General features: G+C 64.7%; 13 protein-coding genes. 11 read left to right on the forward strand and 2 right to left on the reverse strand.

Annotated elements, in window-relative coordinates; genetic code table 11:
- Positions 1-185: 185 nt before the first annotated feature.
- The 7 genes from JHD64_RS19690 to JHD64_RS19720 all read left to right on the forward strand — a co-directional run bounded on the left by JHD64_RS19690 (position 186) and on the right by JHD64_RS19720 (position 5,569).
- Positions 186-971 carry an SDR family NAD(P)-dependent oxidoreductase gene (locus JHD64_RS19690; RefSeq protein ID WP_233170628.1) on the forward strand — a complete coding sequence of 262 codons (786 nt, stop codon included), beginning with the start codon at positions 186-188 and terminating at the stop codon, positions 969-971.
- Between the two features lie 20 nt (positions 972-991).
- Complete coding sequence (locus tag JHD64_RS19695) at positions 992-1,405, forward strand: nuclear transport factor 2 family protein (RefSeq protein ID WP_370540989.1); 414 nt, start codon at positions 992-994, stop codon at positions 1,403-1,405.
- A gap of 65 nt (positions 1,406-1,470) precedes the next feature.
- A complete protein-coding gene (locus tag JHD64_RS22080) occupies positions 1,471-1,548 on the forward strand; it encodes a DUF2256 domain-containing protein (protein WP_233170629.1) in 78 nt (25 codons plus the stop codon).
- A gap of 87 nt (positions 1,549-1,635) precedes the next feature.
- Positions 1,636-3,165 (forward strand): cryptochrome/photolyase family protein, encoded by a 1,530-nt coding sequence (locus JHD64_RS19705; protein WP_199055209.1) that lies wholly within the window; start codon positions 1,636-1,638, stop codon positions 3,163-3,165.
- 26 nt (positions 3,166-3,191) lie between these two features.
- Positions 3,192-3,734 (forward strand): lipocalin family protein, encoded by a 543-nt coding sequence (locus tag JHD64_RS19710; protein WP_199055210.1) that lies wholly within the window; start codon positions 3,192-3,194, stop codon positions 3,732-3,734.
- Positions 3,735-3,756: 22 nt separating this feature from the next.
- Positions 3,757-3,981, forward strand: a complete 225-nt coding sequence (locus JHD64_RS19715; protein WP_059287406.1) for a TIGR02450 family Trp-rich protein — start codon at positions 3,757-3,759, stop codon at positions 3,979-3,981.
- Positions 3,982-4,021: 40 nt separating this feature from the next.
- A complete protein-coding gene (locus JHD64_RS19720; RefSeq protein ID WP_199055211.1) occupies positions 4,022-5,569 on the forward strand; it encodes an FAD-binding domain-containing protein in 1,548 nt (515 codons plus the stop codon).
- 23 nt (positions 5,570-5,592) lie between these two features.
- Here the strand turns inward: JHD64_RS19720 and JHD64_RS19725 are convergent, their stop codons facing one another.
- Positions 5,593-6,546, reverse strand: coding sequence for a LysR substrate-binding domain-containing protein (locus tag JHD64_RS19725; protein ID WP_059287341.1), 954 nt, complete (start codon positions 6,544-6,546; stop codon positions 5,593-5,595).
- 207 nt (positions 6,547-6,753) lie between these two features.
- Here JHD64_RS19725 and JHD64_RS19730 point away from each other — a divergent pair, with 207 nt between their 5' ends.
- A complete protein-coding gene (locus JHD64_RS19730) occupies positions 6,754-9,045 on the forward strand; it encodes an NADP-dependent malic enzyme (protein ID WP_199055212.1) in 2,292 nt (763 codons plus the stop codon).
- Positions 9,046-9,368: 323 nt separating this feature from the next.
- Positions 9,369-9,794 (forward strand): organic hydroperoxide resistance protein, encoded by a 426-nt coding sequence (locus JHD64_RS19735; protein WP_199055213.1) that lies wholly within the window; start codon positions 9,369-9,371, stop codon positions 9,792-9,794.
- A gap of 85 nt (positions 9,795-9,879) precedes the next feature.
- On the opposite strand, the gene JHD64_RS19740 is transcribed toward JHD64_RS19735, so the two are convergent.
- Complete coding sequence (locus tag JHD64_RS19740) at positions 9,880-10,521, reverse strand: TetR/AcrR family transcriptional regulator (RefSeq protein ID WP_199055214.1); 642 nt, start codon at positions 10,519-10,521, stop codon at positions 9,880-9,882.
- Positions 10,522-10,619: 98 nt separating this feature from the next.
- On the opposite strand from JHD64_RS19740, the gene JHD64_RS19745 reads away from it, so the two are divergent.
- Both JHD64_RS19745 and JHD64_RS19750 read left to right on the forward strand, forming a co-directional pair.
- Complete coding sequence (locus tag JHD64_RS19745; protein ID WP_370540990.1) at positions 10,620-12,071, forward strand: efflux transporter outer membrane subunit; 1,452 nt, start codon at positions 10,620-10,622, stop codon at positions 12,069-12,071.
- Between the two features lie 32 nt (positions 12,072-12,103).
- A partial coding sequence (locus JHD64_RS19750) for a biotin/lipoyl-binding protein (RefSeq protein WP_199055217.1) occupies positions 12,104-12,634 on the forward strand: 531 nt, incomplete at its 3' end.

The raw sequence follows: 12,634 nt of genomic DNA on the forward strand, positions 1-12,634 counted from the left end.
GGCGCTGGACAGCGTGCGCCAACAGGGCTTTGACGAAGCCTTCATCCGCCTGTGGCGGCTCTACCTGTGTTATTGCGAGGCCGGTTTCGACGAAGGCCGCATCGGCGTCAGCCAGTTTCTGTTGCAAGACCGCCCGGCATGAATGACCGGCAGCCGCGGCCACACGTTGTCACCAGGAGCAAGCCATGATGCTGCTACCCCCGCCCAACCCCCGTATCGCCAGCTGGCGCCAGCGCCGGGTGTGGATTATCGGTGCCTCCAGCGGCATCGGCGCAGCGCTGGCCAGCCAGCTGCTGCAACAAGGCGCACAGGTGATCCTGTCGGCACGCAACCAGGTCGCCCTGCAGCAGGTGGCTGCCGCCCATGCCGCCGCCATCGTCCTGCCGCTGGATGTCAGCCAGCCGGCGGCCTGGCAGCAAGCCTGGGCCGAGCTGGCAGCCCGCCAGGCCCTGCCCGATCTGGTGGTGTTCTGCGCGGCGGACTATCGCCCGGAGCACTGCTGGGACATCCGGGCCGCGACGGTCAGCCAGACCCTGGCCACCAATCTGGCCGGCGTTTATTTCGGGCTGGAAACCATTCTGCCGGCGCTGATGGCCCGCCGGGGCGGCGGCATCGCACTGGTGGCCAGCGTGGCCGGCTATGTCGGCTTGCCCGGTGCCTGCGTTTATGGGCCGGGCAAGGCGGCGCTGATCAATCTGGCCGAACTGCTGCACGCCGAACTGCGCCAGCATGGCATCGCCGTTTACCTGATCAACCCCGGCTTTGTCGCCACCCGGCTCACTGCCCGCAACGACTTCACCATGCCGGCCCTGCTCAACACCAGCGAGGCAGCCGCGCACATCGTGCGCGGGCTGGAGCGCGGCCGCTTTGAAATCCACTTTCCTGTCAGGTTCACCACATGGATAAAACTGCTCAGACTGCTGCCCTATCGCCTGCGGCTGCCGCTGCTGCGCCGGCTGGCGCGGCACTGAGAGCGCAGCTATCGGCACTGGTGGGGTGGTACAGCCAGCTCAGTCCGCACAGCCTGGAACAGCTGCCGCGCTATTACGCCGCCACGGTCAGCTTCAAGGACCCCTTCAATACGGTATACAGCCGCGACGGCGTCAGGCTGATTTTCCAGCACATGTTCCGCAAGCTGGAACAGCCACGCTTTGTGGTGCTGGAGCAATTGCTGGATGGCCAGCAGGCTTTCCTCAGCTGGGACTTTCATTTCCGCCTGCGCGGCAAGGATTACTGCCTGCACGGTGCCAGCCATCTGCGTTTCAACGAGGATGGCCTGCTGATCCTGCACCGCGACTACTGGGACTCGGCCGAAGAACTGCTGCACAAGCTGCCGCTGATCGGCGCACCACTGCGGCTGCTGCGCCGGCTGCTGTCGGTACGCGACGAGGACCGCCCGGCATGAAAACCGGTTTCAAGGGCAACAAGCAGGCACTGCCAGTCAAGACCTGCCGCGGCTGTGGCAGGGCGATGAGCTGGCGGTGCAAATGGGCGCGCTGCTGGGAACAGCTGCAATTCTGCTCCGAGCGCTGCCGCCGACAACATTGAACCAGCAAAACCATACCCTGCCATCATGTCACTCGCTCTTGCTTACACTCCCCGACAAGCTGTGCAGCCCGCCCGGCGGAGCCGTCCATGACCACGCTGCGACTGATTCTGGGCGACCAGCTCAATCCCCGGCACAGCTGGTTTTCCCGCGTCGATGACCATGTGGTTTACCTGATGCTGGAATTGCGCCAGGAAACCGACTACGTGCGCCATCATGCGCAAAAACTGCTGGCGGTGCTGGCTGCCATGCGCCACTTCGCCGCCCGCCTGAAAGCCGCTGGCCACCGCGTGCGCTATGTCGCACTCGACCATCCGTCCAATCGCGGCACGCTGGAAGCCAATCTGGATGCCCTGCTACAGCACTACGCCGCCAGCCATTTCAGCTGGCAATGGCCGGATGAATGGCGGCTGGACCAGCAACTGCAAGCCTGGGCAGCCCGGCAGACCGTGGTATGCCAGGCCGTGGACAGCGAACACTTTCTGGCCCCTCGGCTGGCCGCCAGCCAGCTGTTTGCCGGCAAGGCCAGCTGGCGCATGGAAACCTTCTACCGCCACATGCGCAAGCAATATGGCGTGCTGCTGGATGAACGTGGCGGCCCGGTCGGCGGCAAATGGAATTTCGACCAGGACAATCGCAAGCCGTGGCGCGGCAGCCCCGCGCCGCTGGCCGATGCACGCCCCAGCCACGATCACAGCGCGCTATGGCAGATGCTGCAGGATGCCGGCGTGGCGGCGCTGGGTCAGCCCTGTGCCGCGCAACTGCGCTGGCCGCTGCACCGCGAGGAGGCCCTGGCCTTGCTGCAGCATTTCATCCAGCATGGCCTGCCCTGCTTCGGCGACTATCAGGACGCCATGCACAGCGCAGAACCGCGGCTGTTTCATTCCCTGCTGTCCTTCGCCCTCAACACCAAGATGCTGTCGCCGCGGGAAGTGATAGACGCCGCCGTGGCCGCCTGGCAAGAGGGCAAGGTGCCGCTGGCCGCAGCGGAAGGCTTCATCCGCCAGATACTGGGCTGGCGCGAATATGTACGGGGGGTGTACTGGGCGCGCATGCCCGCCTATGCCAGCAGCAATCACTTCGACCACCAGCGGCCGCTGCCGCACTGGTTCTGGAACGGCGACACCGGCATGCACTGTCTGGCCCAGGCCATCGGCCAGTCGCTGCGCGATGCCTATGCCCACCACATCCAGCGGCTGATGGTCATCGGCAATTTCGCCCTGCTGGCCGGGCTGTCGCCCCAGGCCCTGCATGAATGGTATCTGGGCATTTACATCGATGCCTTCGAATGGGTGGAACTGCCCAATACCCTGGGCATGAGCCAGTTTGCCGACGGCGGCCTGCTGGCCAGCAAACCTTATGTTTCCGGCAGCGCCTATCTGCAGCGCATGAGCAATTATTGCGGCGACTGCCGCTACCGGCGCGAAGAACGCCACGGCGATGACGCCTGTCCTTTCAACGCCCTGTACTGGGACTTTTTCCAGCGCAATGCCGCCACGCTGGGTAGCAATCCCAGACTGGCGCTGGTTTACCGCCAGTTGCAGCAGATGGATGCGGCGGAAAGCGCCGCCATTACCACGACCGCCCATGCCATCCGCCAGCGGCTGGACACCCTGTAAGCCCGACACCACAAGGAAGCCACACCATGAAACGATACTCCCTCTCCCTGATCCTGCTGCTGGCCAGTACCCTGCTGCTGACCGCCTGCTCCACCCTGCCGCCACCGGGCATCCAGCCGGTAAGCGGCTTCGAGCTGACGCGCTATAGCGGCCAGTGGCATGAAATCGCCCGGCTGGACAACCGCTTCGAACGTGGCCTGAGCCAGGTCAGCGCCACCTACTCGCTCAATGCCGATGGCAGCATCAAGGTGGTCAACCGCGGCTACGACCAGGCCAGCGCCAGCTGGAAAGAGGCACAGGGCCGCGCGCTGTTCAATGGCGACAGCCATGTGGCGTCCCTGAAAGTGTCCTTCTTCGGCCCCTTCTACGGCGGCTACCATGTGGTGGCGCTGGACCCGGACTATCAGTGGGCCATGGTGGCCGGTAACGACCGCGACTATCTGTGGATACTGGCGCGCGACAAGCAGCTGCCGCAGACCGTGACCCAGCCGCTGCTGCGTCAGGCCGCCAGCCTGGGCTTTGATACCGCCAGCCTGATCTGGGTGAAGCAAAGCACGGCCAGCCAGTAAGGCTAATCAAGGTAAACAAGCCATGACGATGCGACTCAACCCGCGCAAGCTGCTGCTGAGCAAGTGGACGGCCGTGCAGCCGCGCAACAAGGAAAAACACTTTATCGTGGTGCGGCTGATCGAGCCGGAAGACCCGGCCCAAGCCATCCGCGAGGTGGAACTGGAAGCGGTATACAGCCGGCACAGCCGCATCATCGCCTGGCAAACGCTGACCGATGCCACCCTCTGGCGGCAGGGCTGGCATTGAGCCGACCGCTTCAGCCTGCGGTGATCGGGAGCGCCCGGCCATGAGTTACGGTGTGGTCTGGTTCAAGCGCGACCTGCGCCTGCACGACCATGCGGCGCTGTGTGCCGCCAGCGCCCAGGGACCGCTGCTGTGCCTGTACATCATCGAGCCACAGCTATGGCTGCAGCCCGACCTGTCCAGCCAGCATTACCACTTTTTGCTGGAATGCCTGCACGACCTGCGCCAGTCCTTGCAGCAGCGCGGCATGACACTGCTGGTGAAAGTGGGCGAGGTCTGCGCCGTGCTGGAACAGCTGTATCAGGCCAGCCCCTTCCACGCGCTGTATGCACATGAGGAAACCGGCAATCACTTCACCTTTCAGCGTGATCTGGCGGTGGCCCGCTGGTGCCGCAGCCATGGGCTGCCCTGGCAGGAATTCCGCCAGAACGGCGTCATCCGCCGCCTCGCCGCGCGCGACGGCTGGGCGGCGCGCTGGGAGCAGCTGGTCAGCGCCCCCTGCCTGCCCGTGCCCGTCATGCAGGGCTGGCCAGCACCGCTGCCGGACGACCGGCCACCCACCGCGGCCCAGCTGGGCATCCACCCTTTCGACCCGCCACAACGCCAGCGTGGCGGTCGCCGCCGCGCCATAGCCGTGCTGCAGGATTTTCTCGCCACGCGCAGCGCCCACTACCGCGGCGGTATCTCCTCGCCGCTGTCCGCACCAACGGCCTGTTCGCGGCTGTCGCCCTATCTGGCCATGGGCTGCCTCAGCCTGCGTGAAATCGTGCAGAGCACCCGCCGCCGGCTGACGCAATTACCGGCAGACAACACGCGCCAGCGCCAAGGGCTGCAAGCCTTCATCAGCCGCCTGCACTGGCACTGCCATTTCATGCAGAAGCTGGAATCGGAACCCGCCATCGAATGGCGCAATATGCACAGTGGCTACGATGGGCTGCGCGAAGAGGAAGTCGATGCCCTACGGCTGCAGGCGCTGATGGATGGCCGAACCGGCTGGCCGCTGGTGGATGCCTGCGTGGCCATGCTGCGTCACACCGGCTGGCTGAATTTCCGCATGCGCGCCATGCTGGTTTCGGTGGCGGCCTATCCGCTCTGGCTGCACTGGCGGCCGGTGGGTTTATGGCTGGCACGCTGCTTTCTCGATTACGAGCCGGGCATTCACTGGAGCCAGCTGCAGATGCAGGCCGGCACCACCGGCATCAATACCACCCGTGTCTACAACCCGGTCAAGCAGGCCATGGACCACGATCCACAGGGGCGCTTTGTGCGGCAATGGCTGCCGGCCATGCGCCGGGTGCCGGACAGCTGGCTGTTCCAGCCATGGAAAATGCCGGACGATCTGTGCCGCCAGCACGGGCTGCTGGGGGAATATGCGCTGGTGCAACCACTGGTGGAGCTGGAAAGCGCCACCCGGCAGGCCCGCCAGCGCCTGCACGCCCGCCGCAATGAACAGGCGGTACGCGCCGGCAAGCAGGCCGTCCTGCAAAAACATGGCTCGCGCAAGCAGCTGCCGCGTGCCGGCGGCAGCGCCAGGCCGGCGACCACCAAGCAACTGGCATTGCCGCTGGAAGCTGGGCCAGCGCCGGACTGAACGGGCCACGGCAATGCTGAGGCTCAGCCCTCCTGACACAAGCCGCGCAAGGCGGCGCAGAACAGCGCCACGGTATGCCGCGCACCGCCGGCACGGGTAAACATGGCAATCGGCGGCAGCGTCCAGTCGAATGAATAGGGCACGATGGACAGGCCGGCCGTGCGCACCAGCTCTTCGGCAATATCCGCCGGCACGATGGACACCGCCCGCTCGCTGGCGACAATCATCTCGCCGATCAGCTTGGACGAATAACTCTCCACAATGGGCACTGGCGGGGCAATGCCGGCCGCCAGAAAGATATCGGTCACCTGCTCGCGCATCGGCGTATGGGGCGCCCCCAGAATCCAGTCCAGTTCCACCAGGCGGGTCCAGTCCAGCCGCACCCGTCCCAGCTGCGCCGCCAGCCGCCGGCTGGCGATCAGCCGCGGCTGTTGCCGGTACAGCACCTCGAACTCCAGCTGTTGCAGATCCACCGCCGACGAGGCGCGGCCGATGACGATGTCCAGGCTGTGATCCTGCAGCCGTGGCAAGAGCTGGTCGCTGGTGCCCTCATGCAGGGTCACCGTCATGCCACCCTGGCCTTCCGGCAGGGTGCGGGCGATGGCGGCCGACAGCAGCCGCCCCGGAATAAAGGGAATGACGCCAACGTGCAGGTGGGCGCTATAGCCGGCCGCGGCGGTGGCCATGTCGCGCACCAGGTGGTCCAGATCGTGCAGCATGGCCTGGGCGCGGGCCAGCACCAGCTTGCCCAGCGCGGTGGGGGCCATGCCGCGGCTGGAGCGGTCAAACAGCGCACCGCCAAACATGCCTTCCAGCTCGGACAGGGCATTGGTGATGGCCGGCTGGCTGCTGGCCATCTGCTCGGCCACCCGCGTCAGCGAGCCATGCTGCTGGATATTCAGCAGCAGGATCAGGTGGCGCATTTTCAGCCGGGCAGACAGGCGGCGCAGGATCTCGTCGGCATTGATTTCGGCCATGGCGGCTCAGATCATCAGGTAAATAGTATGGCTCGATAGTAAATCAAAATATTTACCTTATGTTATTTCGCTAGACTTGCCGCTAATCCAGTCATCCTCCTCCTTGCAGGTGGCCTGACAGGAGACAAAGCGGCTGCCCTGCCGGCAGCCAACACGGCATAGCGATGGCCTTGGCACTGCGACCAAGCCCACATCAGGAGCGACACCATGGATACGACCGACCGTCAGGCAGCACTGGATTACCACGAATTCCCCACCCCGGGCAAAATCGCCGTCAATGCCAGCAAGCCGCTGGTGACCCAGCGCGATCTGGCGCTGGCCTACACCCCTGGTGTGGCTGCCGCCTGCGAAGAAATCGTCGCCGATCCGCTCAATGCCAGCCGCTTTACCGCCCGTTCCAACCTGGTGGGCGTCATCACCAACGGCACCGCCGTGCTGGGCCTGGGCAATATCGGCGCGCTGGCCTCCAAGCCGGTGATGGAAGGCAAGGCGGTGCTGTTCAAGAAATTTGCCGGTGTCGACGTGTTCGACATCGAAATCAACGAAACCGACCCGGACAAGCTGGTGGACATCATCGCCAGCCTGGAAGCCACTTTTGGCGGCATCAATCTGGAAGACATCAAGGCGCCGGAATGTTTTGAAGTGGAACGCAAGCTGCGCGAACGGATGAAGATTCCGGTCTTCCATGACGACCAGCACGGCACCGCCATCACCGTGGCCGCCGCCTTCATCAACGGCCTCAAGGTAGTGGGCAAGGACATCCGCCAGGTCAAGGTAGTGACTTCCGGTGCCGGTGCCGCCGCCCTCACCTGCCTGGACCTGATGGTGCACCTGGGCCTGCCGCTGGAAAACATCTGGGTCACCGATATCGAAGGCGTGGTCTATCAGGGCCGCACCGTGCTGATGGACCCGGCCAAGGCGCGCTTTGCCCAGCCGACGGATGCCCGCACCCTCAGCGAAGTGATTGCCGGGGCCGATGTTTTCCTCGGCCTGTCCGCCGGCGGCGTGCTCAAGGGCGAGATGGTGGCGCAGATGGCCGCCCGCCCGCTGATCCTGGCACTGGCCAACCCGGCCCCGGAAATCCTGCCGGAAGTGGCCCACGCGGTACGCGACGACGTGGTGATGGCCACCGGCCGCTCCGACTACCCCAACCAGGTCAACAATGTGCTGTGCTTCCCCTACATCTTCCGCGGTGCGCTGGATGTGGGCGCCACCACCATCACCCGTGAAATGGAAGTGGCCGCCGTCTACGCCATTGCCGGGCTGGCCGAGGAAGAACAGAACGAAGTGGTGGCGGCCGCCTATGGCAGTTACGACCTGTCCTTCGGCCCGCAATACCTGATTCCCAAGCCCTTCGACCCGCGGCTGATCGTCCGCATCGCCCCGGCCGTGGCCAAGGCGGCCATGGACAGCGGTGTGGCCACCCGGCCGATTGCCAACCTCGACGCCTATACCGAGCAGCTGCAACAGTTTGTCTACCACTCCGGCAGCTTCATGAAGCCCCTGTTTGCCGCCGCCAAAAAACTGGTGCGCGAAGGCGGCAAGACCCGCATCGTATTTACCGAAGGCGAAGACGAGCGCGTGCTGCGTGCGGTGCAGGTGATCGTGGATGAAAAGCTGGCCCGTCCCATCCTGGTGGGCCGCCCGGAAGTGCTGCTGGCGCGGATTGAAAAGTTTGGCCTGCGCCTGCGCCTGGGCGAGGACGTGGAAGTCACCAACCCGGAATACGACGAACGCTTCCACCAGTACTGGACCAGCTACTGGGAGCTGATGTGCCGCGATGGCGTGACCAAGGAAATGGCCCGCGTGGAAATGCGCCGCCGCCTGACGCTGATTGGCGCGATGATGGTGCGCCTGGGCGACGCCGACGGCATGATCTGCGGCACCGTGGGCAGCTATCACGATCACCTGCGCTATATCGACCAGGTGATCGGCAAGAAGGCCGGCTCGGATACCTACGCCGCCATGAACATCCTGCTGCTGGAAAAACAGACGGTGGCGCTGGTGGATACCCACGTCAACGACGACCCCACCGCCGAGCAGATTGCCGAATTCACCATTGCCGCCGCCGAGGAAATGGCCCTGCTGCACATGAAGCCCAAGGCCGCGCTGCTGTCGCGCTCCAACTTCGGCTCCGGCAGTTCCGCCTCCGGCAGCAAGATGCGCCGCGTGCTGGAACTGGTACGCCAGCAAGCGCCTGAGCTGGAAATCGATGGCGAAATGCACGGCGACTGCGCACTGGACGAGGCGCTGCGCATGGACATCCTGCCGATGTCACAACTGAAGGGCGCGGCCAATCTGCTGGTCTGCCCCAATGTCGATGCCGGCAATATCGCCTACAACCTGCTGAAGACCGCCGCCGGCAGCAATGTCGCCGTCGGCCCCTTCCTGCTGGGTGTCAATGCGCCGGTCAACATCCTCACCTCCAGCTCCACCGTGCGCCGCATCATCAATATGGCGGCACTGACGGTGATGGAAGCCAACCGCCAACAGCACTAAGACCCGCTCACAAAACCCCCGCTCCAGCGTTGCACCGCCTTGCCGTACGCTATGTACGGTCGGCGGCGGCGCGCCTTGGCCCGGGTGCTTTACGAGGTTTTGTTAGCGGCTCTCAGCAGTAGCCACTCCAAACACGCCCCGGTCCGCCGGGGCGTTTTGCTGTCTGCACGGTGGCAAATCACCCGCATGTGCAGCCGGCCCTCAGCAAATCAGTACGAAAAATCAAATTTTCAGGACTTTATGCCACACCAAGTCCTGAACCAAGGCGTACAGTGAGCGCCATACCCCGCAGCAAGCCGCTGCTTTTCACCAAGGAGCTCACCATGTCCATCGAAAAAGTCCTGTACCGCGCCCAAGCCACTACCAGCGGTGGCCGCGAAGGCCACGCCGAATCTTCGGACGGCGCCCTGCGCGTGCAGCTGTCCACTCCGCGCGAGCTGGGCGGCGCCGGCGGTAGCGGCACCAATCCCGAGCAACTGTTCGCCGCCGGCTACTCGGCCTGCTTTCTGGGCGCACTGAAATTTGTCGCCGCCAGAGAAAAAATCGCCCTGCCTGCCGACGCCAGCATTACCGGCAGCGTAGGCATCGGCGCCATTGCCAGCGGTTTCGGCATCGAAGCCGAGCTGCAGATCAGCCTGCCCGGCCTGCCGCGCGCACAGGCGCAAGCGCTGGTGGAGCAAGCCCACATCGTCTGCCCCTATTCCAATGCCACCCGCAACAATATCGATGTGACGCTGACGCTGCTCTGAAGCCACAGCCCCCGGCTGCCGCCCGGCATAGCGGCGGCAGCCCTTGCCCAACCTGCCCACCGCTCATCCATACGCAGCGGAACAGTCACGACAGCGGCTCCCTGCTGCTGCTCGTCATCCCTGCCGCATCCACGCCATAGCCATGCAGATAAACGGCCAGCGCCGCCGCCACTGATTCGGCAATGCGCTCCGGCCCGGGTTTGTCCACCAGCCCGGTCATGAAAAACTCCACATAGTCGGCCTCCAGCAAGCTGATCAGTTGCAGTGCCGCCCGCCAGGGCGAGCGGCTGGCCAGCCGGCCGGCCTGCATCTGACCTTCCAGAAAGCGCGCCAACTGCCCCCACCCCTCGGCCGGGCCGTTGTCGAAAAACATCCGGCCCATGCTGGAGCGCGGCCCTTCCCCCATCACGATGCTGCGCATGATCAACAGATCGCGGCTCAGTATGGTATCGAGGTAGTGCTCGCCAAAGCGCTGCAAGGTGCCGGCCAGATCAGCCCCCGGGGCCAGGCTGCCAAACGCTCCCATCATCCGGTCTTCCGCCTGGGTTTTCATGACCTCGCGAAACAGCTCGTCCTTGGAAGAAAAATAGCTGTACAGCGTTGCCTTGGAGCCACCCGTGCGTTCCGCGATCTCCGCCATGGATGCCGCCTTGTAACCACGTGCCCGGAATACCTCCGTGGCTGCAGCTAGGATGGCCAGACGCCGATCTTCAGTTTTCACTCTCATTACCCCTCCGTTAACTTTACCGTACAGTAAATTTATATTGACACATCTGGCGCATCATTGCTATAAACTTACCATACAGTTCAGTTATGGAGAAAATCGTGCACACCTTCCTCTGGCATGCAAGGAGCGGCGCAGTGTATTGCAGCCTGCTACTGGCAGCTGGCTGCGGCCTGGCCGGCTGCGCCAGCGTTCCCGATCTGGGGCCGCTGCCGTCGCTGCACGGCAGCACACAGCTGCAAAGCACGCACAGCCTGGCCGGCAATGCCGCCAGCTGGGCAGAACCGCAATGGTGGACCAGCTATGGCGATGCCCAGCTAAACCGGCTGATGGCCGAGGCACTGGCAAACTCTCCTGACCTGGCCATGGCGCATGCGCGCATTCTCAGGGCCGAAGGCTATGCCCAGCAGGCAGGGGCCAGCCTGCTGCCGGCGCTGGAAATGGACAGCAGCCTGTCGCGCATGAAGCAGAGTTACAACAATGGCGTGCCCAAGGCGCTGGTGCCGCCGGGCTTCAACAATGCCAGCCGTGCAACGCTGGATTTCAGCTACGAAATCGATTTCTGGGGCAAGAACCGCGCCGCCGTGGCGGCAGCCACCTCGGAACTGGCGGCCGCGCAAAGCGAAGCCGCGCAAAGCAGGCTGCTGCTGACCAGCTCGATGGCCGCGGCCTATGCCGAGCTGGCACGTTTATACGCCGTACAAGACTGCTCGGCCCAGGCGGTAGCGGTACGCCTGCATAGCGAAAAACTGCTGGGCGACCGTCAGCAGCAAGGACTGGAAACCATGGCCAGCGTCAGCCAGGCGCAATCGCGGCGCGCGGCGGCAGAAGCCGAGCTCACCGCCGCCGGCCAGGCCATCGCCCTGCAGCGCAATGCCCTGGCCGCGCTCAGCGGCAACGGTCCGGACCGCGGCCTGCAAATCGGCCGCCCCGTCGTCGCGCTGAGTCGCCTGCAGGGGCTGCCTGCCAGCGTGCCGGCCGAACTACTGGCGCACCGCCCCGATCTGCAGGCCGCGCGCTGGCGCGCCGAAGCCGCCGCCCGCCGCATCGATGTGGCACACGCCGGCTTTTATCCCAATGTCAATCTCACGGCCTTTGTCGGCGGGCAAGCACTGGGCAGCCTGGATCTGCTGACCAGAAGCGGCTCCGGCATTGCCGGCATCGGCCCGGCCATCGACCTGCCCATCTTCCGTGGCGGCCAGCTGGAAGGCGGCTATCGCACGGCGCGCAGCGAGTACGACATGGCCGTGGCCAGCTACAACCAGACCCTGATCCAGGCCCTGCACGAAGTGGCCGACGCCATCACGCAGCACCACATGCTGGCACCACAGTTGCTGCAGCGCAGCGAGTCGCTGCAGGCGGCCGAACAGGCTTACCGCGTGGCCAGCGAGCGCTATCAGGGCGGCCTGGCCAACTATCTCGAGGTATTGAATGCAGAAGACAGCGTGATCAATGCGCGCCGCATTCTGGTCGACCTGCAAAGCCAGCGGCTGGTGCAGGACATCAGCCTGATCAAGGCGCTGGGCGGCGGCTACCAGGCCGAACACAGCTGAAACCCGGCACGGAAACCATCAAGGAAATCATCATGAGTGCACATACCGACACCCTGCCGGCCGCCACCGCGGCCACTCCCGCCGCACCGGCACAACGCAAGAAACTGTTTCTGCTGCTGGGCAGCGCCATTGCCGTGGCCGCACTGGGCTATGGCAGTTACTGGGCGCTGGTCGCCTCCCACTATGTCAGTACCGACAATGCCTATGTCGCCACCGAAATTGCCCAGGTCACGCCGGAGGTGTCCGGCACGGTGCGCAGCGTGACGGTGGTGGACACCCAGCACGTGAAAAAGGGCGATGTGCTGCTGCAGCTGGATGACAAGGATGCCCGGCTGGCGCTGGCCCAGGCCGAGGCCGATCTGGCGCGTGCCCAGCGCCGGGTGCAGGGGTATTTTGCCAATGACGAAAGCCTGACAGCCCAGGTGCAGTCGCGTCTGGCCGAGCAGGCCCGTGCCGCGGCACAGCTGGTATCGGCCAGATCCGATCTGGAGCGTAGCCGCCTTGATTACAGCCGCCGTCAGGCCCTGGCGCGCAATGGCTCGGTATCCGGCGAAGAACTGAGC

This window comes from Aquitalea sp. ASV15, assembly GCF_016429115.1.
GTDB lineage: Bacteria > Pseudomonadota > Gammaproteobacteria > Burkholderiales > Chromobacteriaceae > Aquitalea > Aquitalea magnusonii.